Here is a 21,621-nt window from a genome sequence, read left to right as displayed (position 1 = left end):
AAACGCAGATCGGCCAGCCTTCGGATTTCGAAGGCTGGCTTTTTTGCGCCCTCCGACGCGACGCATGGCTATTCAAGTTCCCCTCGCGCCTGCCGATAAGTCGAATGTCAACAAGTCTGAACGCGCCGCGGCGAAGCGGTGATGTGTGCGTCGTTGGCGTCCCAATACACGTGCGGTCGTAACGCGGAAATACGGCTCGTAACGTCTGTATCAGAGTGTGTGGGGCAGGGCATTTTTGTTAAACGACACTTTAGAATTCCGCGAGAAATTTGATTGGCAGGCAGGCAGGAAATGAGCGCCATACGAGGCGGCTTCGCCGTGCCGTCGGGAAGGCCGCGCGGCCGAAGATCGCGCACCTCGTCCGCGGCATCGGGCTATCCGGCTTGCGCATTCATACAGCAGGAGTCGAACAGGATGAGAAAGCGTTTCGACAGAACGTTATTGGCCAGTCTCGCTGGCGCGTGGGTCGCGCTGGCCGTCAGCGGTTGTGCGAACGTCGGGCAGCCCAATGCGCAGAACGGTGCGGCAACCAGCGCCAACGCGGCGTCCGGCGTGCCGGCGGCGAATGCGACGGGAGCGGCGTCCGGCGACCCGGCGGCAGCCGCGCCGCTGTCGATCGACGCCAGCGATAACGCGCCGCTGAAAAAATCGCCGCCGCTCGTGTATCGGGTCAGGCGCGGCGACACGCTCGCGCGGGTTGCGCAGCATCATCACATCAGCGTCAAGCAGTTGCAGGCATGGAACGGGTTGAAGGTGTCGGCGCGGCTGAAGCCGGGGCAGGTGCTGCACGTTGCGTCGCCGGAAACGGTGCGCGCGGTGAAGGCGGCCAATGCGGCGGCCGCCGCGAAGGCGGCGGCGCAATCCGCAGCGCAGCGTGCGTCACAAGCGACAGCGCAAACGTCGGCGCAAGCTTCGACACAGTCCGCCGCGCCGGCTGCGGATGCCACCGCAGTGCGCGAAGTCACGCAGGAAACCCGCCGGCACGCGAGCAGCGTGACGCTCGCATGGCCTGCCGCGGGCGGCGTCGTCGAAGCGTTCCAGCCCGGCGAAACACGCGGCATCGAAATCGGCGGCAACGCGGGCGATCCGGTGCGAGCCGCCGCCGACGGCAAGGTGATGTACGCGGGCACCGGACTGAACAGCTACGGCAGTCTGATCATCGTCCAGCACAACAAGGATTTTCTGACCGCGTATTCGCACAACCGCAAGCTGATGGTCAAGATGGGCGACATCGTCCGCAAGGGACAGCAGATCGCGGAGATGGGCGACGAGAACAACTCGCGTGTGTCGGTGGGGTTCGAAGTGCGGCGCGACGGCAAGCCGGTCGATCCGCTGCCTTATCTGCCGCAGGGGCGCGGCTGAGCTTCCACGTTCCCGCAAACGCTCACCTTGGATTTATTCAGCTAAACCAGGTAATTTGATCGACCGCGCATTCCGGCGGTCGACGAATCGTTGCAAAAGTACCTTCACGTCAGAGCATTCCGCTCGATCTGCGCAAGAATACCGACGATCAACCATGCGGCCTCGACCCGCAGCCGTTTATGAACGGTGAGGCAATGCAGGAGCCGGCAGGCAGCGCACGCGCCGCCGCCGTGCCTGGTGCGAATCGCCGTTACGTCGTTTGCCCTCCGCGCAGCAGTCGCGATACCTCACCGTGGTAATGCAGGATCGCGGGATCGGCCTGCAAGAGCGGCAGATAACGCGGCAGGAAGTGATTGTGCGGTTGATCGGGCGAAAACAGGCCGACCACGGCCTCGGCGGTCGCGAGACGGTCGCCGGCCTCGGCTTCCGCGTCGTCGAGAACTTCGTCGACGCTCGCGATCACCGTCGACAGCGGCGTCAGCCAACGAAACCCCGAGCCGTTGATCAGCACCTGCAGGAATGCCGCCGGCGTTACCGGGCCGAACTCCTTTTCGTACGCGGCGCGTTCGTGATCGAGAATCGCCTTGTGCAGCGCAAGCAATGGTCGGCGAATGTCCGTGAGGAATTGAGTGCATTGCGGGTCGTTCATCGGCGGCTCCAGCGGCTGAGGTGATTCGACGGAATCGTGCGTCGCAACACCACGCAGTGCGATGCAGCGGGTCGCGCGATCACGCTAACGGATCGATCCGTCGATGGTAACGCATCGCTCCAGCCCACACATGCGATCCACCGCGCACAGCATGCGATGTGCCGCCTGACACCGCCAAAGCGAACTTCTTTCGACACGACTACAATCGGCCGGTTTTCTTGCGACACCCGCTCGCTCACAGGCCGCATTTCATGGCTTATTAGCGCGACACGCCGAACAAAACCGGTGCATGTCGGCGCTCTGGTGCGGTGTCGCGATCTAAACCGCTTGACCACAACAACATCCCCATCCGGAGCCGCTCATGACAACGCTCAATATCAACGGCGAAACCCATACCGTCGATGCCCCGCCCGACATGCCCCTGCTGTGGGTGCTGCGTGATCTCGTCGGGCTGACCGGCACCAAGTTCGGCTGCGGCATCGCGCAATGCGGCGCATGCACCGTGCATCTCGATGGCGTCGCGGTGCGTTCGTGCGTGTTCCCGGCGGCGGCGGTCGGCGACCGCAAGATCGTCACGATCGAAGCGCTCGGCGCCACGCCCACGGGCCAGAAAGTGCAGCAGGCGTGGCGTGAGCTCGACGTCGTGCAATGCGGCTACTGTCAGTCGGGGCAGGTGATGTCGGCGGCGTCGCTGCTCGCGCGCAATCCCAATCCGAGCGACGCCGACATCGACGCCGCGATGGCGGGCAACATCTGCCGCTGCGGAACCTATCACCGCGTGCGCGCGGCGATCAAGCACGCCGCGAAGGGGGCCTGACATGTCCCAGGGATTGCTCGATGCACAGAACGGCGCGCAGCCGGCTGACACCGACACGCGGCATGCGCGCGGCATCTCGCGGCGCGGCTTCCTCAAATTCGGCGTGACGGTCGGCGCCGCGGCCGGCGGCGGTCTGCTGCTCGGCTTCAGCATGCCGGCCGCGAGCCAGGATCAGAAGGCGGGCAAGAGCGTGATCGGCGGCGACGCGAACGAGGCGCCGCAAAGCGGCGTGTTCGCGCCGAACGCGTTCATCCAGATCGACAACGCCGGCAAGGTCACGCTCGTGATACCGAAGGTCGAGATGGGTCAGGGCGTCTATACGTCGATTCCGATGCTGATCGCCGAGGAACTCGAAGTGCCGCTCGGCACGGTCACGCTCGATCATGCGCCGCCCAACGAAAAGCTCTTCATGGACCCGCTGCTCGGCGGCCAGTTGACCGGCGGCTCGACGTCGATCCGCTTCGCGTGGGAGCCGATGCGCCGCGCGGGCGCGACTGCGCGCGTGATGCTGATCAACGCGGCCGCGCAGCAGTGGCAGGTCGATCCGGCGAGTTGCCATGCGCAGGCCGGTCAGGTGATCCACCCGGCCAGTAATCGCAGCGCGAGCTATGGTCAGCTCGCGCAGGCCGCCTCCGCGCTGCCCGCGCCGCAGAACGTGCCGTTGAAAGACCCGAAGGACTTCAAGCTGATCGGCACGCCGGCGAAGCGTCTCGATTCGCCGGAGAAAGTCGACGGTACCGCGCAGTTCGGCCTCGACGTGCGCTTGCCTGAGATGGTTTACGCGGCGATCGCGAACTGTCCGGTGTTCGGCGGCACGCTCGCGAGCGTCGACGATACGCATGCGAAGACGATCCCCGGCGTGCGCGAGGTCATCAAGCTCGACAACGCGGTCGCGGTGATCGGCGCTCACACGTGGGCCGCGAAGCGCGGCCTGCAGGCGCTCGACATCAAGTGGAACGAAGGCGCGGGCGCGCAAGTATCGATGAAGCGCATCGTCGACGATCTCGCGGCGGCCTCGCAACATGGCGGCGCGGTGGCGCGCAAGGACGGCGACGTCGGCCGCGCGTTCGGCGATGCGAAGTCGCGCGTCGACGCGGTCTACCAGCAGCCGTTCCTCGCGCACGCGACGATGGAGCCGGTCAACGCCACGGTCCACGTGCGCGGCGACGCCTGCGAAATCTGGCTCGGCTCGCAGGTGCCGACGCGTGTCGTCGATGCGGCGGTCGCGGTCACGGGCTTGCCCGCCGACAAGATCATCGTGCACAACCATCTGATCGGCGGCGGCTTCGGACGGCGGCTCGAAACCGACATGGTCACGCAGGCCGTGAAGGTCGGCAAACAGGTGTCGACGCCGGTCAAGGTGCTGTGGACGCGCGAGGAGGACATCCAGCACGACATGTACCGACCGTACTACTACGACACGATCTCCGCCGGGCTCGACGCGAACGGCAAACCGATCGCGTGGCAGCATCGCATCGCCGGGTCGTCGATCATGGCGCGCTTCGCGCCCCCCGCGTTCAAGAACGGGCTCGACCCCGATGCGGTGGAGGTCGCCGCCGATCTGCCCTACGACTTGCCGAACCAGCTGGTCGACTACGTGCGCGTGGAACCGCACGCGGTGCCCACCGCGTTCTGGCGCGGCGTCGGGCCGACGCGCGGCACGTTCGTCGTCGAGAGTTTCATCGATGAACTCGCCGCGCACGCGAAGATCGATCCGGTGCAGTACCGGCGCGATCTGCTCGGCAAATCGCCGCGCGCGTTGAACGTACTCAACCTGGCCGCGCAAGCGGGCAACTGGGGCAGCGCGCTGCCCAAGGGGCAAGGGCGCGGCATCTCGGTGATGCACGCGTTCGGCAGCTTCTTCGCGATCGTCGTCGAGGTCGCGGTCGAGCAGGGCGAAGTGACGGTCAAGCGCGTCAACTGCGCGGTCGATTGCGGGATGTTCGTCAACCCGAACACGATCGAAGCGCAGGTGCAGGGCGGCATCATCTTCGGTATCACGGCGGCGCTTTATAGCGAGATCACGATCAAGGACGGTCGCGTCGAGCAGAACAACTTCACCGACTACCGGATGCTGCGCATCAACCAGACGCCGCCGATCGACGTGCATATCGTGAAGAGCGGCGAGGCGCCCGGCGGCATCGGCGAACCCGGCACCGCGGCGCTCGCGCCCGCGCTGACCAACGCGATCTATGCGGCCACCGGCACGCGGCTGCGGCAATTGCCGGTTGGCCGCCAACTGCACAACGCCTGACGCGAAAGGAGCCCGACATGAAAAAAATGCTGAAGGGTCTTGGCGCGGCGCTATGCGTCGCATTGCCGTTTATCGCCCAGGCGCCTGCTGATGCCGCAACTGCGTCAGCCACCGGCGCAGCCGATCAAACCCTCGTGCAACGCGGCGCTTACCTCGCTCAACTCGGCGATTGCGCCGCTTGCCACACCGCGCCGAAAGGCAAGCCGTTCGCCGGCGGCCTGCCGATGAACACGCCGATGGGCCGCATCTACGTGACCAATATCACGCCCGACGCACGGACCGGCATCGGCGGTTACACGGAAGCCGACTTCGCGCGGGCGCTGCGTGAGGGCGTCGCGAAAGACGGCCACAACCTGTATCCGGCGATGCCGTATCCGTCCTACGCGAAGGTCGACGACGACGACGTGAAGGCGCTGTACGCGTTCTTCATGCACGGCGTCGCGCCAGTGCAGCAGGCGAATCGCGAGTCCGACATCAAGTGGCCGTTGAACATGCGCTGGCCGCTGATGTTCTGGAACATGGCGTTTCTCGAGAAGGGTGCGTATCGCGACAAGCCGGGCAAGGACGTCGCGTGGAATCGCGGCGCGTATCTGGTGCAAGGGCTCGGACATTGCGGGTCGTGTCACACGCCGCGCGGTGTTGCGTTCCAGGAAAGTGCGCTCGACGAAAGCGGCAGCGCATTCCTGAGCGGCGCGCTGCTCGACGGCTGGTTCGCGTCGAACCTCACGGGCGAGCACAACACCGGGCTCGGCCGCTGGAGCGACGAGGATCTGCGCACGTTCCTGAAGACCGGCGCGAATCGCCATGCATCGGCGTTCGGCGCGATGACGAGCGTGATCAACAACAGCACGCAAGCGATGAGCGATCAGGACGTCGCGGCAGTCTCGACGTATCTGAAGTCGCTGCCGCCGGTCGGCGGCACCGGCGCGGCGGCCTATACGTACGATCCGCAGGCGACGAAGGTGTCGCTCGATCGCCCCGCGAACGATGCCGGCGCACGCGTCTATACGGCGTATTGCATGCATTGCCACGGCGTCGACGGGCACGGCTTCGCGCCGATGCTCGCGCCTCTCGCCGGCAATCCGAACGTGCTCGCGAAGGACGCGTCGTCGCTGATCAACGTCACGTTGAACGGCACCGGCGATCTCGTGATCGACGGCGTGCCGTCGCCGTTTCCGATGCCCGGCTTCGCCGCGGTGCTCGACGATCAGCAGATCGCCGATGTGCTGAGCTTCGTGCGGGCTGGCTGGAACAACGGCGCGCCGGCGGTCGGTGCGGCGGAGGTGGCGAAGTTGCGGCAGTCGACGCAGGCGGGGCGTTGATCGGTCGCTAAGTGCGGCGCAGAAGCGCGCTTGCCGACCTCGCGCCGTTTCAGGTTGTGGGCCAACCGACGGCAGCTATCATAGTGGGCCGGCCACACCGCGCCTTCGTCGATGGACTCGCTGTCGGCCAATGCCGACATTTGCACCACGATCGATACAGGCGCATTGGTCCTATCGGAGTCCCCGTCGTGTTCGAACGGCTCTCAGAATTGGCCACGACCTTCGTCCGCGGTGCGGCGTCGAAGTCTCTGCGCGACGCTCATGGACTTCCGACATGACCCTATCCAGTCAAGCCCGAAACGTGTCGGTCACACCGTCGGCTTCTCGCCTGTCGACGCTCAGTCACATACAGATCGCGTCGCTGTGGTTTGCGCTCTTTACCCAATGGATGACGGTCGTTCCGGTGCTCGTGCCGGCACAGGTCGCCGATATGCTCGGACGCGATGCCGCGTTGAAGGAAGGCGTGGCCGGCTCCGTCATTGCGTCCGGCGCATTCATTGCGATGATCGTGGCGCCACTGGCCGGCGCTCTGTCGGATCGCTGCTCTGCAAAACATGGACGTCGGCGACCGTTTCTCGTCACCGGCGTGTTCGGCATTGCGGTTGCACTGGTATGGCTTGCTTCATTCAACGGCGGGGGGAGCGTAGGGATGTATACACTCGCGTTCCTGCATCTCCAGTTCTGGTGGAACTGGGCGGCGGGGCCGTACGCCGGGCTGGTGCCCGATGTCGTGCCAAAACAGGAAACCAACCGCGCGAGCGCGTGGCTCAACGTGATGACCGTGCTCGGCACGATCACTGGCAACGTGGTGCTCGTTGTCCTCTATTCGCCGGGCCACCTGTATCCTACGGTTGCCGCGTTCATTGCGATCATGTTGCTCTGCCTTTGGCTGACGATTCGCGGCTCGCGCGAGCCGACACCTGTCAGATCCCCACAACGGTTCGAGCTCGTCACGTTCATGCGCTCGTTCTATCTCGATCCACGCCTGCACCGAAACTTTTACTGGGTGCTGGTAACCCGTCTGTTCGGCAACATGGGAATCTGGTCGATCTTCGCCTTCATGTTGTACTACCTGCAGGACGTGATCGGCATTCGTCATCCGACCAGTCTCCTGAATGGGCTGCTTGGCGTCGGCGTGGTGCTAGCGATCCCGGCCAGCCTGCTGGGCGCACGGCTCGCCGACCGGCACGGCGTCGTTCCCGTTGTCCGCCTGACCAGCTGGATCATGGCCGGAGCTGCGATTGGCTTTGTCCTGCTGGCGTTGCATCCAAACCTGTTGCTGGTGATCACAGTCGGGCTGGTTTTCTGCGCCGCTTACGGAACCTATCAAGCCGTCGACTGGGCACTCGCGCTGCAAGTGTTGCCAGACGATGCGTCCAGCGGCAAGGACATGGGCATCTGGCAAGTGTCGATGGTGCTACCGCAGATCCTCGGCCCTGCCGCGACCGGGTGGATGCTGTCATGGGTCAAGGCGTTTGCCGGTGCCGGACCCGCCTATGTCGTCGCGTTCGTCGTCGCAGCAGGGTGGTTCGTGCTCGCGGCGTGGTTCGTCTCGCGCATCAAGATTGCTTCCCGGCAGCAGGTATCCGTGACTTGAACTACAGAGCGCGAATCACCTCACCTCACCGATGCTGTCCCACCTTCTGCCGCTTTTCGAGCACGCGAGCATACCAGGTCAGAGGAAAACACATCGCGAAGTAGATCATCGCGACCATGCCGTAGATCGGAAACGGCCGGAACGCGGCATTCGTGATCATCGTGCCGGTCTTCGTCAGTTCGGCGAAGCCGATGATCGACGCGAGCGCGGTGCTCTTGACCACCTGCACGAGAAAACCGACGCTCGGCGCGACCGCGATCTTCAGCGCCTGCGGCCACACGATGTAGCGCAACTGCTGGCCGAACGTCATGCCGAGGCTCGCACCCGCGGCCCACTGACCGCGCGGCACCGCTTCGACGCAGCCGCGCCAGATGTCGACCAGATACGCGCTCGTATAGAGCGTCAGCGTGACGGTCGCGGCGGCCCACGGCGACACGTCGATGCCGATGAGCGGCAAGCCGAAGAAGGCGAGAAAAAGCTGCATCAAGAGCGGCGTGCCCTGAAACACCTCGACGTACAGCACGACGATGCGGCGCAGCCACGCGATCGGCGACACGCGCATCGCGAGCAGCACGAGCCCGACGATCCCGCCGCCGACGAACGCGATCAGCGACAGCAGCACGGTCCAGCGCGCGGCGAGCAGCAGGTTGCGGGCGATGTCCCACAGCGTGAATTCGACCATGATCAGCGCTCCGTCGGCAGGGTGCGCGCGCCGCGCCACATCAGGCGGCTGCGCCAGTTGCGCGGCAAGCCGTCGTTGCCGCTACTGCTGCGGTTGTTACCTCGCGCCGCCCGGCCCGCGAACAGCCCGCGGCCGAAGCGGTTCAACAGCTGCCGCAACACGATCGACATCAGCAGATAGGCAGCCGTGATGATCACGTAGCTCTCGAACGAGCGGAAGTTGCGAGACTGGATGAAGTTCGCCGCATAGGTCAGGTCGGGCACCGAGATCTGCGACACGACGGCCGAGCCGAGCATCACGATCAGCACCTGGCCGAGCAGCGCGGGAAACACGTTGGCGAGCGCCTGCGGCAGCACGACGTAGCGGAACACCTGGCGCCCATGCAGGCCGAGCGCCTGGGCGGCCTGCACCTGGCCGCGCGAAATCGAATCGATGCCGGCGCGCACGATCTCGATCGCGTACGCGCCGAGATTGACGGTCATCGCAAGAATCGCGGCCTGTATCTCGTCGATATGAATGCCGAGGCTCGGCAGGCCGAAAAACACGAAGAACAACTGCACCAGAAACGGCGTGTTGCGGATCAGCTCGACATAGCTCGCGACCAGCCAGCGCGCCCACTTCGGCCCGGCCGCCGCGATGCTCGCGCCGGCGATCCCCACCATCCCGCCCGCCAGGGTCGACACGGCCGTGAGGCCGAGCGTCACGGCGGCGCCGCGCGCGAGCATCCCCGCATACAGGCCGAAGCCGCTGAAATCGAACGCGTAAGTCATGGCCTCGTGCCCATCGTAGGATCAGATCGCGGCGCGGCCTTCACGGCGCCACGCCACAGGTTTCAAAAATCGGCCGGCAGCGGCGCGCGCAGCCACTTCTGCGAAATCGCGTTCATCGTGCCGTCCTTGCGGGCCTTGGCAATCGTTTCGTCGACCTTCGCCTTCAGGCGCGGCTCGTTCTTGTTCAGACCGACGTGATCGGGCGAGCTGAACAGCGCGAACTTCTGCTCCGGATCGTTCGCCGGATGCCGCGCGAGAATCGTCGCGCCGACGTCGTTGCCGACCACCATCAACTGTACCTGACCAGAAAGAAACGCCGAAATAGCGCCGTTCGGATCGTCGAAACGTTTGATGTTCGCCGACGGCGGGGCGATCTTCGTCACGCTCAGGTCTTCGAGCGTGCCGCGCGCGACCGAGATCGACTTGCCGCCGAGGTCGGCGGCGGTCTTCACCGGCAGCGACTTCGGGCCGAACACCGCGAGGTAGTACGGCGCGTAGGGTTGCGAGAAGTCGATCACTTTTTCGCGCTCGGGCGTCTGGCCGACCGACAGCAACATGTCGGCCTTGTGGTCGGCGAGAAAGGCCATGCGGTTGTCGCCGGTGACCGGCACCAGTTCGACCTTCGCGTTGAGCGCCTTGCCGATCAGATTGGCGACGTCGATGTCGTAGCCGACCGGCTTCATGTCCGGACCGATCGAGCCGAACGGCGGATAGTCCTCGAATACGCCGATGCGCACGGTGCCCGACTTCGCGATGTCGTCGAGCGCGTCGGCATGCGCGGCCGACGGCAGTGCGCACAGCGCGCCGAGCGCGGTCATCGCGAGCGTCGCGGCGAGCGTCGCGAACACGCGGCGGGTCGATTGGAGAGCGGGGCGCTGGTTCATGATGTGTTCCTCTGTCGTAATACGGTAGTTATTCAAGCAAGGCCGTGTGATGGGTTCGGGTATCAGGCGGCGCGCGCGGCGATCAGCTTGCACGCGTGCGGCGGCAGCTCGGCGAGCACCGGCATGCCGAGCGCGAGCCCGGGCGTGTCGCGCGGCGTGGTTGCGGCGGTCAGCGTGAAGCCCACGCAATCGATCGTCGCTTCGAGCGAGGCGCCGACGTCGCGAATGAACGTGACGGTACCGGGCAGCCGGTTCGGGTTCGGTGCTTCCGTGGCCGCCTTCACGCAGATGTCCTCGGGGCGGATCAGCAAGCGGATCGCGTCGCCGGCCGCACCCGGCTGCCGCGCATCGGCGAGCGGCGCGCTCGGGTGCGGCGTCACCGCGATGCGCCGTCCGCCCGGCAGGCTCACGACGCCCGCGCCGTCGTACCGCACCGGCAGAATGTTGCCGAGCCCGATGAAGTCGGCGACGAACTCGCTGACCGGATCGCGGTAGATGTCGAGCGGCTTGCCGACCTGCGCGATGCGGCCTTTCTCCATCACGACGATCTCGTCGGCCATCGTCATCGCTTCGCGCTGGTCGTGCGTGACCATGATCGTCGTGATGCCGAGGCGTTGCTGCAGCAGGCGGATTTCGACCTGCATCGCTTCGCGCAGCTTCGCGTCGAGCGCGGACAGCGGTTCGTCGAGCAGCAGCAGTTGCGGCTCCGAAGCGATCGCGCGCGCGATCGCGACCCGTTGGCGCTGACCGCCCGACAGTTGCGTGACCGGCCGGTTCGCCATGTGCGGCAGCTGGATCAGTTCGAGCAGTTCGGCGACGCGGCGCGTTTGCCGTTCTTTCGCGACCTTGCGCAGCTTCAGCGGATACGCAACGTTCTGCGCGACCGTCATATGCGGAAACAGCGCGAGCGACTGGAACACCATCCCAAAGTCGCGCCGATTGGCCGGCAGTCGCGTGATGTCGCGGCCGGCGAAATGGATGCTGCCCTCGGTCGGCGTTTCGAGGCCTGCGATCATCCGCAGCAGCGTGGTCTTGCCGCAGCCGGACGGGCCGAGAAAGCACACGAGCTTGCCGTCGGGCACGCTCAGGTCGACGTCGTCGACGGCACGCACGGCGCCGAAGCGCCGCGTGACGGCCTGCAAGGTCAGATGGGTCATCGGAAGCTCCAGCAAGGTGACGGGTTCACAGCGCGACGCCTTCGTCGCCGATCAGCTTTTCGAGCAGCCAGATCAGCGCGAAGTCGATCGCGACGATGACCACCGCGAAACAGAACACGGTCGGATCGAGCGACGACACCGTGCGGCTATAGAGCCATACCGGCAGCGTCATCGTGTCGATGCTGTAGAGAAAGAACGTCACCGTGAACTCGTTGAACGACACGATGAAGGCGAACAGCATGCCGGCGAGAATGCCGGGGCGCATCAGCGGCAGCACCACGTCGATGAGCGCGCGGCCGGGGCTCGCGCCCATCACGAGCGCGGCTTCCTCGAACTCGGGGCCGATCGACGCGACCGACGCCGCGCAGTTCTTCACCGTGAACGGCAGCGCCAGGATCACATGCGCGATGATCAGCCGGCCGACGCCAAGCTCGACCGGCAGCACGTTGAACACCAGCAGCAGCGACAGGCCGAGCATCACGAGCGGATAGACGAGCGGCAGCGCGACCAGTTGCTCGACCACCGGCTTGCCGTGAAAACGGTAGCGCGACAGCGCGTACGCGGCGGGCACGGAGACCAGCGTCGCGATCAGCATCGTCGATAGCGCGACGACGAGACTCGTGCTCAGCGCGGCGCCCATCGACAGCGTATCGGTCGCGTCCGGTGACACGAAGCTGTGCCACGCCGCGCGGTACCAGTGCAGGCTGTACGCGTGAGGCGGGAATTCGAGCGTGTCGGCCGCGCTGAACGACATCGCGATCATCGTCAGGATCGGCAGCGCGGCGAGAAACAGCACCACGCCGGCGACGAGCGCGGTCGCGCGGCCGAGCTGGCCGGGCATCGTCTGCGGCAGGCGCGGGAAGCGCGGCGAACGAGGTTCGGTGCGCGGCAGGTGCGAGGTCGGCAGCGGCGTGCTCATGCGTGAGGCTCCCCGGTCAGGCGTTGGGTGCGGCGCACGAGCCGTTGCGACAGCGCCATCACGGCGAGCGTCGCGATCATCAGCACCACGCCGGAAGCGGAGGCGGCCGGCCAGTTCAAGAGCGGCGCGACCTGATCGTGCACCAGCACCGCGAGCATCGGCACACGCCGGCCGCCGAGCAGCAGCGGCACCGCGAACGCGCTCGCGTTGTACGCGAACACCAGCAGCGCGCCCGACACGAGGCCCGGCATCGCGAGCGGCAGCAGCACGTGACGCAGCGTTTGCCAGCGTGTCGCGCCGAGAGTCGCGGCGGCTTCCTCGTACGAGAGCGACACCGCGCGCATCGCGCTGGACAGCGGCAGCACGGCGAGCGGAAACGCGGTCTGGATCAGCCCGAGCAACACGCCATGCTCGCGATACAGCCACATCACCGGACGCTCGACCAGTCCGCTCGCGAGCAGCGCGTGATTGAGCAGACCCGCCGGGCCGAGGATCACGAGCCAGCCATAGCCTTGCAGCAGCAGATTGACGAGCAGCGGCAGCAGCACACCCGCGAGCAGCAGCCGGCGCGCGAGCCGCGATGTCGTGCGCGCCATCGCGAGCGCGACCGGAATCGCGAGCACGACCGCGCACAGCATGCTCTGGAACGCGAGCCGCAGCGTTAGCCACAACGATTTCAGGAAGTAGCCGTCGAGCAGGTCCGCGTAGTTCTGCAGCGTGAAGCTGCGCCATTCGTTGCCGGACGTGCCGAAGCTCATGCGCAGCACGACCAGCGCGGCCGCGCCGAGTATCGCCAGAAACACAAGGATCGGTGCGAGCAGCAGCCACGGCCGGGCTTTCGCGAGCGTCGTTGCGCCGGCAGCGGGGTCGGTCACGGCAGTCTCGACGACTGCGCAAGCGCAAGCAGCGCCGCCGGGCGTCGGGCCCGGCGCCGCTTCGTCCGGCATCATCGCGGCACGCCGCGGGAAGCGCGCGAGCATCGTGATTACGCCGAGAAGATTTCGGTGTAGCGCTTGATCCATGCCGGCTGCACGGCGGCGAGCGCCTTGTCGTCATGCAGCACGGCTTTCTCGGCGATCTGCTGCGGGCTCGGCACGAACGCGCGGCTCTCGGCCGGAATCATCGCTTTCGAATTGACTGGGCCGTTCAGCACATCGGCGGCCATGCGGCCTTGCACGCCGGCGTCGAGCGAGTGATTGATGAACGCGTGGATCAGGTCGGTGTCGCCCGGATGCGCTTTCGGAATCACCGTGAACATCAGTTGCGTCGCGAAGCCTTCCTTCATGCCGTAGGTCACGCCCATCTTGTATTCGGGCTTGCGGATCTGATCCGGGAAAAACGCGGGCGAGTAGATGCCGCCGATGTCGAGCGAGCCCGTGCGGAACAGGTCGGCCACCTGGTTCGGGTTCTCGCCGAGCGTCATCACGCGGTCTTTGAGCTGCGCGAGCTTCTTGAAGCCGGGCTCGATGTTCTGCTGCGAGCCGCCGTTCATCTTCGCGGCGATGATCGCGAGATCGACCGCTTCGGCCCACTCGGGCGGCGGCAGGAAAACGCGACCGGCGTACTTCGGGTCCCACAGCGCCTCGTACGACGAAGGCGACGTCTTGACCGTCGCGGTGTTGTAGATGAGGCCGTCGGACCACAGCAGATAGCCGACGCCGAAACCGTTCGCGCCGGTGCGGTATGGCGGCGCGACTTCTTTCAGGTTCGGCAGGCGCTCGAGGTCGGGCTTCATCAGCAGGCCCGCGTCGGCGAGGCCGGAGGCGCCGACGCCGGCGAGCGTGATCACGTCATAGGTGGGGCGCTCGCCCGCTGCCTTGACTTTGGCGACCATGCCGGAGGTGCCGTCGGCGCGATCGGCGATGACCTTCGCGCCGGTCTTCGCCGTGAAGGTCGCGGCGATGTTGCGCAGCGCGGCCGTGCCGGTATCGTCCGACCACGTCAGGATGCGCAGCGTCTTGCCGCTGAAGTTGTGCTCCTGCGCGCGCAGGTTGAGGAACGGCATCGGCAGCGCGGATGCCGCGAGCGCCGTACCGATTGTCTTGATGGCCTGCCTTCTACCCCGTTTGATCTGCTGCATGGCGGTCTCCTGTGTTGAACGCCCGTTGCCCATGATTCGCCGTGACCGCTGCCGGATCTACCGTGCGTGGATGCACTGTAGGTTTGCCAAAATCACGCAACAATCGAAATATGCGCATGGATCGCATGACGTACGCTCATGGCTCGCCGCCGGCGAACGCGGTGGCGAGCGATTTGGCGACACGCCGGGAAGCTACGGGCGATGGCTTATGCGGGTTAACGTCCAGATCTGGCTGAGGAATCCCAGCGTGCGTCGAGGTATGAGGAAAGCTCGGTTCTGGTGCGATTGCTGAAGGCTTCTTTGCACCGCGCCGGTGCGACATTCCTCGGTACGGGCGTTTTTCACGCATGCCATGAGTCGAACGCATGCGGGTTTGCCCCGCGCCCACTCGTGCGCGCATAGCCGATCGCGTATGCTGTGGGCTTGACGGGCAGGGCGGCGAGGGGCGCTGCCGCAGCCACGCAATGATTTTTTCTGATCCTGGACATCCGATGCGACGCCTACCGCCGCTCAACGCGCTGCAGATTTTCGAAACCGTCGCGCGCCATCGCAGCTTCACGCGTGCCGCCGACCATCTGTGCCTGACGCAAGGCGCGGTCAGCCGGCAGATCATCGCGCTCGAGGAGTACTATAAGTTTCCGCTGTTCAAGCGTCACGCAAAGGGGCTGACGCTGACCGCCGAGGGCGAAATGCTGCTGCCGGCGGTCAAGGAGAGCTTCGCGCGGATCGAGGAAATGTCGCTGCGCTTGACGAGGCAGCGCACCGATCTCGCGCTCAAGGTGCCGACCTGCGTGATGCGCTGGATGCTGCCGAAGATCATGCGCTTCCAGTCCGACTATCCCGATCTGCACGTGCAGATCACGACCACCTGGCAGCACGACGTCGATTTCCAGAGCGAGCCGTTCGACGCGGCGATCATCTATGGTTCGTCGCCCGGTGCGGACGTGCAGGCGGTGTCGCTGTTCGAGGAGCGTCTGACGCCGGTCTGCACGCCCGAGCTGCTGAAGGACAAGCCGCTCGCGCAGGTCGCCGATCTCGGGCGCCACACGCTGCTGCATCCGACGCGCGATCACCGCGACTGGAAGATGTGGCTCGCGAAAGTCGCGGAAGCCGATTCGGCGGGCGCCGCGACGATCGACGCGGAGCTCGGCCCGAGCTTCGATACGCTCGACATGGCGACCAACGCCGCCGCGCAGGGTTTCGGTGTCGCGATCAGCGACCTCGCGCTAATCGACGAGGACGTCGCCGCCCGGCGCCTCGTGCGGCCGTTCGATACCGTGCTGAAGACCGGCTGGCGCTATTACTTCGTGTATCCGGACTCAGTCGCGCAACAGCAGAAGCTGAATCTGTTCCGCGACTGGATCGCCGAGCATTGGGAAGAGTGAGGTTGCCGTCCGCCCGTGCCGGATAAGGCATCGCGTCACGGCGCGAACGACAGAAACAGATAAGCCGCGAACAGCGACAGATGCACGGCGCCTTGCAGAATCGTCGTGCGCCCGGTGCTGAGCGTCAGCGTGGCGACCACCAGCGTGAGCGCGAGCAGCACCATGTCCTTGCCATCGATGCCGAGTACGATGGGCTGACCGATGTACAGGAACACACCGGCGACGGTGGGAATGGTCAGGCCGATACTCGCCAGTGACGAGCCGAGCGCGAGGTTCAGGCTGGTCTGCAGACGGTCGGCGCGCGCCGCGCGCAGCGCCGCGAGTCCTTCCGGCAACAGCACCAGCGACGCAATCACGATACCGACCACCGCCGGCGGCGCGCCCGCGCTCAGCACCGCGGACTCGACCACCGGCGACAGCACTTTCGCGAGCAGCACGACCGCGACGAGGCTCACGAGCAGCAGCGCGCCGCTGATGGCGGCGAGGCGCACGCCGGGCGGCTCGGCATGGACGTCTTCGTCGGGCACGCCGGCGAGGAAGTAGTCGCGATGGCGCACCGTCTGCACGAACACGAACACGCAGTACAGCACCAGCGACGACACGCCGGCAAACGCGAGCTGCGACGGCGACAGGACAGGCCCGGGGCTGGTGGTCGTGAAATTCGGCATCACGAGCGTCAGTACCGACAGCGACGCGAGCACCGCCAGCGCGGCCGCCGCGCCGCGGCTCTGGAAGTCCTGTTCCAGATGACGGATGCCGCCCACCAGCAGACACAGCCCGACGAGCCCGTTGCAGACGATCATCACGGCCGCGAATACCGTATCGCGCGCGAGGCCGGCTTTCTCGGGACCGGACGTCAGCATCACCGAGACGATCAGCGCCACCTCGATCACCGTGACGGCGACCGCGAGCACCAGCGTGCCAAACGGCTCGCCGACGCGATGCGCAACCACTTCGGCATGATGCACGGCGGCAAACACGGCCGCGCATAGCGACATGCCGGCCAGTGCGAGCAGCAGCGTGTTGCCCGGCATCGCGTAGGCGGCGGCGAGCACGATCCAGCTAACGATCGGCGCGACGAGGGTCCAACGAGGCAAGACGGTCGCGGACGAAGTCATGCGGCCTTCCTTTCGGTGCGTGTATGAACTTGAAGTAATATCTTAACAAGTGACGTTAAGCTATTAAATTATCGGGGATAACTCGTTACGAGAAGCCGTCGCCACGCGGTCGGGTCGTCATCGCGACGCGCGTAGCGCATTGAAAATATCGCGGTTTCGGGGGGGCGGGGAATCGCCGCGTCGGATGGTGCGATGGCCGCACCGTGAGGCAATGATGTCGAGCGCTGCATCGGAGGGGGAATTGGCGTCGCGGCGGAGCTTTCCGCCGTCGACGCCAGCTTGCTGCTGTTACCGCAACTTCTTCGGCCGTTCGACCGGATTACTGGCCCATGGCGCGGATCGACAGCGCGCTCTTCACCGACGTCACGCCTGCCACGCCTTGAGCGGCGTTCGTCGCGAGTTCGATCTGAGCCTGTTCCGGCACCGAGCCTTCCAGCGTGACGGCGCCTTCGCGTGCGCGCACGGTGATGTTGCCGACGGTCAGGCCCTTCGTACGTGCGAGCGTCGCGCGGACCTTCTTCTGCAGCGCGCGATTAGCCGCGCGAGTCTGCTTGGCGGTCGGTGCCATTGCCGCCGGCGCTGCGGTCGCGGCCGCCTCGCTGCTTTGCGCGTACGCGTTGAGGGAAGCGAGAACGACCAGTGCGCCGCCGATCATCTTGATTGCCGAGAATGCTTTCATTCAACCATCTCCTGTTGTCGTAGAACGTCGATCCCCGGATGGGGTCGATTTTTTTACACCAGCGGGTACGGCGGGATTCAATGCCAATGGAACAGGTACAGCAGTCTGCGAACGCTTTCAGCCGACACGCGGTTTCAGCGAGCCGCGAAGCGCGCGCCGAAACATGCAAACGGCCGTGTGACCGGCCGGATGAACACAATACAACAATTGGTGCCATGTTGACTTCCATGGCGCAGAAAATGAGGCTTCGGTACAACGAATTTGTCGAGCGTAACCGGTCGATGACGTGGGAGTGGGGCGACTGCGCGCTTGTCGCGAGGCCGTAGGTTTCAGCACCGATTTCAGCACCGACTCAAGGACACCCAGCGCATGCGAAACGAAGCTCTTCCGATCCGACCGTTGCGCCGCGAGGATCTGCCGATCGATACCGTGGAACTCGCGCGCTTCATGGTCGGCAAATATCTCGTGCACGATCTGCCCGAAGGACGCCTGAGCGGACGCATCGTCGAGACCGAGGCGTATCCGCTCGGCGACTCGACGAGCCATGCGTTCATCGGACGTCGTCCGTACAACGGGTCGATGTTCCTCGCGCGCGGTCATGCTTATGTGCGGCTCACCTACGGCGTGTCTTACATGCTCAACATGTCGTCCGAAGCGGAGGAGATCGGCGCCGGCATCCTGCTGCGCGCGATCGAACCGCTCGAAGGACTCGCGCTGATGGAAGCGCGCCGTCCCGGCGTGCCGCTGCGCGATCTCGCGCGCGGACCCGGCCGGCTGACGGTGGCGTTCGGCATCGGCCAGGCGCTCGACGGCCGCGATTTGTGTACGGGGCGGGGGCTATGGATCGGCGTGATCGAGACTGGCGACGCGCCGATCGGCGTGACGACGCGCATCGGCCTGTCGCGCGAGATGCACCGTCCGTTGCGATTTTTCGAGCCGGGCAGCGCGTTCGTCAGCGGCCCGCGCAAGCTACTGACGATTCCGCATTCGGGCGCATGACGTCGCAGCTACGCGCGTACATCGATTCAGACGTTTCGGCGTGCGTGCGGGCGAATTTTTTCTTCGATCAGACGTATTTCGGAAACATCAGACGCAAAGGTGACGATCCGGGCAATTGTTACCCCGAAGATCATGCTAACGGAGGCGGTTCCACGATATTTCCCGAGATCGTTGCGAACCGAGCAATTTTCTATCTCGAAATTAAGGGTTTTCCCTTGGCAGTGCGGTGACTAGACTCAAGTCATTCGCTGGACACCGAGGTGTCGGCGATGCAGATAAAACCACATTGGAGGGAAGTCACCATGAAATCGCTGATCAAGGCAGTTGCCATTGCGGCCCTTGTCGCCGCGCCAGTCGTATCGTTCGCGCAGTCGACCCAGCAGCCGGTCACCCGCGCGGAAGTCCGCAGCGAACTGATCCAGCTGGAGCACGCGGGCTACAACCCGGCGACCTCGAGCGACCCGAAATATCCGGCCGACATCCAGGCCGCCGAGCAGCGCGTGCAAGCGCAAAATCCGGCCGTCGCGCAAACCCAGCCGAGCGCTGATACCAGCGGTTACGGCGCGCCGATGAGCGGATCGACCCAGGCGGGCGGCATGAAGCAGCCGATGAGCGGCCCGAAGAGCGTCTATTTCGGTAACTAATTTCGGTAACTAATTTCGGTAACTAAGCAGGCAGCAGAATCTGTGTGCGCGTCGTTTGACGGCGCACACAGCGTTTCATACCCGGTACTGTTTCAAACGAGCGCGCCGCACTCATGCGCCCGAGAGCGTGTGATCCGCGCGCGTAGCGTTCCTCTTTCCGAAGGAACCTCCGCTGCCGCAAGGTAGCTTGGCCCAAGCTCTTAGAGGTTTGGGCTTTTTTTGCGCCTGGTCCCGCGCGGATGATCGATGCGGTGTCGCTCAGCGAAAACCGTGCTGCCTGTCAGAGCCGTTCGCCGTGAATATAGAACTCGAGTTGCTGAATCGTGAACTGCTGTTCCGCGATGATGTCCTTCACGAGGTCGCCAATCGACACCATGCCGACCAGCCTCTCGTTGTCGATGACAGGCAGATGACGCATGCGCCGCTCGGTCATCAGCGCCATGCAGTCTTCGGTCGTCTGGTCCGGACGAACGAAGCGCACCGCCTTGCTCATGATGTCGCGCACCGGCGTCGCCTTCGACGACCGGTCCATCAGCACGATCTTGCGCGCGTAGTCGCGCTCCGTGATGATGCCGGCGATGCTGTCGCCGTCCGTCACCACCAGCGCGCCGATGCTTTTCTCGGCCATCAACCGGATCGCCTCGTAGACGGAATCGTCGGCGCCGATCGTGTAGACGTCGGAGGGGTTCGGTTTCGTTTTAAGAAGCTGTGCAACGCTTGTCATGGAGCGGCTCCGTTTCGCAATGCAGCACGCCGAAGTGGCGCACTGTCGTGAGGGACAGGCGATACCAGTATAGGCGCGACGTGCGCCCGCGGTACACCGGGAATACCTCGGGCGCGCCGGACGATGCGCGCTGGATTGACGCGGTCCGTGCGGGCTTGTTTCGGGTCTCGGGCTCGTGTTTCGCGTGATGCGCGTCTGCCGGGTGCGGCTTGTCGCGGGGCAGCGTCCCGTGCAAGCGAAGGGGCATCCACGTGCTGCATGCGGATTAGCGGTAAACTCGCAATCCACACCTTATCCCCGGCTCGACCGGGTTCATGCCAGCACCATTGTTCAACGCCATGCTCACGTCTCAGGATCCATCGCCCGCAGCGGACGGCGCCGTCACCGGCGAATGCGTCGTGCTCGACGCCACCGCCACGCTGCCCACGCGCTACGGCACGTTCACTTCCTATGTGTTTCGCGTGGTCGACAGCGGCGCCGAACATCTCGCGCTCGTGATGGGCGATGTCGCCAACCAGTCGTCGGTGCTGACCCGCCTGCATTCGGAATGTCTGACGGGCGACGTGCTCGGCTCCTATCGCTGCGACTGCGGCGAGCAGCTCGATCTCGCGCTGCGCTATATCGCGGCAGAGGGTTGCGGCGTACTGCTGTATCTGCGCGGCCACGAAGGACGCGGCATCGGTCTGTCGAACAAGATCCGCGCGTATGCGCTGCAGGAGCAGGGGCGCGATACCGTCGAAGCCAACCTCGATCTCGGTCTGCCCGACGATTCACGCGAATACGATTCGGCCGCGGGCATCCTGCGCACGCTGAAGGTCACGTCGGTGCGGCTGATGAGTAACAATCCCGAAAAGTTCGACACGCTGTCGAAGCACGGCATTCCGGTGTGCGAGCGTGTCGCGCTCGCGATTCCGATGCGCGAGGAAAACGAGCGATATATCCGCACGAAGCAGCTGAAGTTCGGGCATTACTTCGACGAGAATGAGTAGCCATGTTTTCAGGCTTGTCTCGGTAAGCCCAAAGCCTTCCCAGGATATACGGCAAGTAACTGAATTTTAAGAAAAATATTAACGCTTCAGGCCCGTCGGTTGGTGTGTCGACGCGTGTCTCCGCTTACCCAAACTTGTGATGCTGGCATAGGTTTTTGTGCCGTTATGCAGAAAACCTGCGCCGAGGGAAGAATGCGCTTTGATGCACGTGCCGTGGCCAAGCTGCCGAGCGGCAAGCACATGACGTTTGAGGGATTTCCAGGCCTACGCCTACCAGGCTTCAACGAGCCGCAAGTCATGGAGGTATCGCTATAAGTCGCCGATCGACGGTCGCATGCGACAGGTGAACCTCGTGAGTGGCCGTCGACCTCATTTGCCGCAGCGATCGCTGCGTGGCAAACGAAGCGCGTCGAACGCGATTCCGGAGCCGAACCTTCGACACTGCGGAGAACGGGAATCAGCGGCTGCGCACCCAGGCGATTACACCGTCAGACAGCGGTGCCGCGACTATCTGGAAGGGTATGTAGAAGTAAATCGGAAGACAAAGGGAGCGGTCGAGGTCGCACGTATATTCAAGGCGAAGCTGGGGC

Annotated in this window: 20 protein-coding genes; 9 read left to right on the top strand and 11 right to left on the bottom strand. The window is 64.9% G+C overall.

Features of this window, described 5'->3' with window-relative positions; translation table 11 throughout:
- Positions 1-414: 414 nt before the first annotated feature.
- Positions 415-1,362, top strand: coding sequence for a peptidoglycan DD-metalloendopeptidase family protein (locus OKW37_RS31185; RefSeq protein ID WP_184067196.1), 948 nt, complete (start codon positions 415-417; stop codon positions 1,360-1,362).
- 250 nt (positions 1,363-1,612) lie between these two features.
- On the opposite strand, the gene OKW37_RS31180 is transcribed toward OKW37_RS31185, so the two are convergent.
- The gene (locus OKW37_RS31180) at positions 1,613-2,011 is read right to left on the bottom strand and encodes a hypothetical protein (RefSeq protein ID WP_184034018.1); all 399 of its coding nucleotides are present in this window, start codon (positions 2,009-2,011) and stop codon (positions 1,613-1,615) included.
- Positions 2,012-2,372: 361 nt separating this feature from the next.
- Here OKW37_RS31180 and OKW37_RS31175 point away from each other — a divergent pair, with 361 nt between their 5' ends.
- From OKW37_RS31175 to OKW37_RS31160, 4 genes are all read left to right on the top strand, one after another.
- Positions 2,373-2,828, top strand: a complete 456-nt coding sequence (locus OKW37_RS31175) for a (2Fe-2S)-binding protein (RefSeq protein WP_018420878.1) — start codon at positions 2,373-2,375, stop codon at positions 2,826-2,828.
- 1 nt (position 2,829) lies between these two features.
- Positions 2,830-5,082, top strand: a complete 2,253-nt coding sequence (locus tag OKW37_RS31170) for a xanthine dehydrogenase family protein molybdopterin-binding subunit (protein ID WP_187610254.1) — start codon at positions 2,830-2,832, stop codon at positions 5,080-5,082.
- 17 nt (positions 5,083-5,099) lie between these two features.
- The gene (locus OKW37_RS31165) at positions 5,100-6,404 is read left to right on the top strand and encodes a c-type cytochrome (RefSeq protein ID WP_184067202.1); all 1,305 of its coding nucleotides are present in this window, start codon (positions 5,100-5,102) and stop codon (positions 6,402-6,404) included.
- A gap of 274 nt (positions 6,405-6,678) precedes the next feature.
- Positions 6,679-8,001 carry an MFS transporter gene (locus tag OKW37_RS31160; RefSeq protein ID WP_429403208.1) on the top strand — a complete coding sequence of 441 codons (1,323 nt, stop codon included), beginning with the start codon at positions 6,679-6,681 and terminating at the stop codon, positions 7,999-8,001.
- 25 nt (positions 8,002-8,026) lie between these two features.
- On the opposite strand, the gene OKW37_RS31155 is transcribed toward OKW37_RS31160, so the two are convergent.
- From OKW37_RS31155 to OKW37_RS31125, 7 genes are all read right to left on the bottom strand, one after another.
- Entirely contained in the window at positions 8,027-8,683 is a 657-nt protein-coding gene (locus OKW37_RS31155) for an amino acid ABC transporter permease (RefSeq protein WP_184034006.1), read from the bottom strand.
- 2 nt (positions 8,684-8,685) lie between these two features.
- A complete protein-coding gene (locus OKW37_RS31150; protein ID WP_184067205.1) occupies positions 8,686-9,453 on the bottom strand; it encodes an amino acid ABC transporter permease in 768 nt (255 codons plus the stop codon).
- 62 nt (positions 9,454-9,515) lie between these two features.
- Entirely contained in the window at positions 9,516-10,337 is an 822-nt protein-coding gene (locus OKW37_RS31145) for a transporter substrate-binding domain-containing protein (RefSeq protein ID WP_090805986.1), read from the bottom strand.
- A gap of 62 nt (positions 10,338-10,399) precedes the next feature.
- Positions 10,400-11,494 carry an ABC transporter ATP-binding protein gene (locus OKW37_RS31140; RefSeq protein ID WP_429403207.1) on the bottom strand — a complete coding sequence of 365 codons (1,095 nt, stop codon included), beginning with the start codon at positions 11,492-11,494 and terminating at the stop codon, positions 10,400-10,402.
- Between the two features lie 25 nt (positions 11,495-11,519).
- A complete protein-coding gene (locus OKW37_RS31135) occupies positions 11,520-12,413 on the bottom strand; it encodes an ABC transporter permease (protein WP_429403206.1) in 894 nt (297 codons plus the stop codon).
- Positions 12,410-13,393, bottom strand: a complete 984-nt coding sequence (locus OKW37_RS31130) for an ABC transporter permease (RefSeq protein ID WP_429510065.1) — start codon at positions 13,391-13,393, stop codon at positions 12,410-12,412. The genes OKW37_RS31135 and OKW37_RS31130 overlap by 4 nt, the downstream gene beginning before the upstream one ends.
- Before the next feature lie 5 nt (positions 13,394-13,398).
- Positions 13,399-14,493, bottom strand: a complete 1,095-nt coding sequence (locus tag OKW37_RS31125; RefSeq protein ID WP_429403205.1) for an ABC transporter substrate-binding protein — start codon at positions 14,491-14,493, stop codon at positions 13,399-13,401.
- Between the two features lie 491 nt (positions 14,494-14,984).
- On the opposite strand from OKW37_RS31125, the gene OKW37_RS31120 reads away from it, so the two are divergent.
- Positions 14,985-15,878, top strand: coding sequence for a LysR substrate-binding domain-containing protein (locus OKW37_RS31120; protein WP_090805978.1), 894 nt, complete (start codon positions 14,985-14,987; stop codon positions 15,876-15,878).
- 35 nt (positions 15,879-15,913) lie between these two features.
- On the opposite strand, the gene OKW37_RS31115 is transcribed toward OKW37_RS31120, so the two are convergent.
- On the bottom strand, positions 15,914-16,996 hold the full coding sequence (locus OKW37_RS31115) for a calcium:proton antiporter (protein ID WP_429403204.1): 1,083 nt from the start codon (positions 16,994-16,996) through the stop codon (positions 15,914-15,916).
- Between the two features lie 319 nt (positions 16,997-17,315).
- On the bottom strand, positions 17,316-17,675 hold the full coding sequence (locus tag OKW37_RS31110) for a BON domain-containing protein (protein WP_184067215.1): 360 nt from the start codon (positions 17,673-17,675) through the stop codon (positions 17,316-17,318).
- A 369-nt stretch (positions 17,676-18,044) separates the two neighbouring features.
- On the opposite strand from OKW37_RS31110, the gene OKW37_RS31105 reads away from it, so the two are divergent.
- Both OKW37_RS31105 and OKW37_RS31100 read left to right on the top strand, forming a co-directional pair.
- The gene (locus tag OKW37_RS31105; protein WP_429510011.1) at positions 18,045-18,674 is read left to right on the top strand and encodes a DNA-3-methyladenine glycosylase; all 630 of its coding nucleotides are present in this window, start codon (positions 18,045-18,047) and stop codon (positions 18,672-18,674) included.
- Between the two features lie 302 nt (positions 18,675-18,976).
- Complete coding sequence (locus OKW37_RS31100) at positions 18,977-19,318, top strand: DUF4148 domain-containing protein (protein ID WP_187610266.1); 342 nt, start codon at positions 18,977-18,979, stop codon at positions 19,316-19,318.
- Between the two features lie 280 nt (positions 19,319-19,598).
- Here the strand turns inward: OKW37_RS31100 and OKW37_RS31095 are convergent, their stop codons facing one another.
- Complete coding sequence (locus OKW37_RS31095) at positions 19,599-20,042, bottom strand: CBS domain-containing protein (protein WP_018420894.1); 444 nt, start codon at positions 20,040-20,042, stop codon at positions 19,599-19,601.
- Positions 20,043-20,380: 338 nt separating this feature from the next.
- Between OKW37_RS31095 and ribA the strand changes: the two genes are divergently transcribed.
- The gene (ribA, locus tag OKW37_RS31090; RefSeq protein ID WP_090805969.1) at positions 20,381-21,031 is read left to right on the top strand and encodes a GTP cyclohydrolase II; all 651 of its coding nucleotides are present in this window, start codon (positions 20,381-20,383) and stop codon (positions 21,029-21,031) included.
- The last annotated feature ends 590 nt before the right edge of the window (positions 21,032-21,621 follow it).

This window comes from Paraburkholderia sp. MM5482-R2 (assembly GCF_050436125.1).
GTDB classification, from domain to species: domain Bacteria; phylum Pseudomonadota; class Gammaproteobacteria; order Burkholderiales; family Burkholderiaceae; genus Paraburkholderia; species Paraburkholderia tuberum.
The sequence above is the reverse complement of the archived record's forward strand: the minus strand, read 5'-3'. Positions and strand labels throughout refer to the sequence as shown.

What these genes read in the sequence shown, in the direction of transcription:
- OKW37_RS31185 (WP_184067196.1), top strand. Translation starts at nt 415, where the DNA reads ATGAGAAAGCGTTTCGACAGAACGTTATTGGCCAGTCTCGCTGGCGCG.
- OKW37_RS31180 (WP_184034018.1), bottom strand. Translation starts at nt 2,011, where the DNA reads ATGAACGACCCGCAATGCACTCAATTCCTCACGGACATTCGCCGACCA.
- OKW37_RS31175 (WP_018420878.1), top strand. Translation starts at nt 2,373, where the DNA reads ATGACAACGCTCAATATCAACGGCGAAACCCATACCGTCGATGCCCCG.
- OKW37_RS31170 (WP_187610254.1), top strand. Translation starts at nt 2,830, where the DNA reads ATGTCCCAGGGATTGCTCGATGCACAGAACGGCGCGCAGCCGGCTGAC.
- OKW37_RS31165 (WP_184067202.1), top strand. Translation starts at nt 5,100, where the DNA reads ATGAAAAAAATGCTGAAGGGTCTTGGCGCGGCGCTATGCGTCGCATTG.
- OKW37_RS31160 (WP_429403208.1), top strand. Translation starts at nt 6,679, where the DNA reads ATGACCCTATCCAGTCAAGCCCGAAACGTGTCGGTCACACCGTCGGCT.
- OKW37_RS31155 (WP_184034006.1), bottom strand. Translation starts at nt 8,683, where the DNA reads ATGGTCGAATTCACGCTGTGGGACATCGCCCGCAACCTGCTGCTCGCC.
- OKW37_RS31150 (WP_184067205.1), bottom strand. Translation starts at nt 9,453, where the DNA reads ATGACTTACGCGTTCGATTTCAGCGGCTTCGGCCTGTATGCGGGGATG.
- OKW37_RS31145 (WP_090805986.1), bottom strand. Translation starts at nt 10,337, where the DNA reads ATGAACCAGCGCCCCGCTCTCCAATCGACCCGCCGCGTGTTCGCGACG.
- OKW37_RS31140 (WP_429403207.1), bottom strand. Translation starts at nt 11,494, where the DNA reads ATGACCCATCTGACCTTGCAGGCCGTCACGCGGCGCTTCGGCGCCGTG.
- OKW37_RS31135 (WP_429403206.1), bottom strand. Translation starts at nt 12,413, where the DNA reads ATGAGCACGCCGCTGCCGACCTCGCACCTGCCGCGCACCGAACCTCGT.
- OKW37_RS31130 (WP_429510065.1), bottom strand. Translation starts at nt 13,393, where the DNA reads ATGCTCGCGCGCTTCCCGCGGCGTGCCGCGATGATGCCGGACGAAGCG.
- OKW37_RS31125 (WP_429403205.1), bottom strand. Translation starts at nt 14,493, where the DNA reads ATGCAGCAGATCAAACGGGGTAGAAGGCAGGCCATCAAGACAATCGGT.
- OKW37_RS31120 (WP_090805978.1), top strand. Translation starts at nt 14,985, where the DNA reads ATGCGACGCCTACCGCCGCTCAACGCGCTGCAGATTTTCGAAACCGTC.
- OKW37_RS31115 (WP_429403204.1), bottom strand. Translation starts at nt 16,996, where the DNA reads ATGACTTCGTCCGCGACCGTCTTGCCTCGTTGGACCCTCGTCGCGCCG.
- OKW37_RS31110 (WP_184067215.1), bottom strand. Translation starts at nt 17,675, where the DNA reads ATGAAAGCATTCTCGGCAATCAAGATGATCGGCGGCGCACTGGTCGTT.
- OKW37_RS31105 (WP_429510011.1), top strand. Translation starts at nt 18,045, where the DNA reads ATGCGAAACGAAGCTCTTCCGATCCGACCGTTGCGCCGCGAGGATCTG.
- OKW37_RS31100 (WP_187610266.1), top strand. Translation starts at nt 18,977, where the DNA reads ATGAAATCGCTGATCAAGGCAGTTGCCATTGCGGCCCTTGTCGCCGCG.
- OKW37_RS31095 (WP_018420894.1), bottom strand. Translation starts at nt 20,042, where the DNA reads ATGACAAGCGTTGCACAGCTTCTTAAAACGAAACCGAACCCCTCCGAC.
- ribA (WP_090805969.1), top strand. Translation starts at nt 20,381, where the DNA reads ATGCTCACGTCTCAGGATCCATCGCCCGCAGCGGACGGCGCCGTCACC.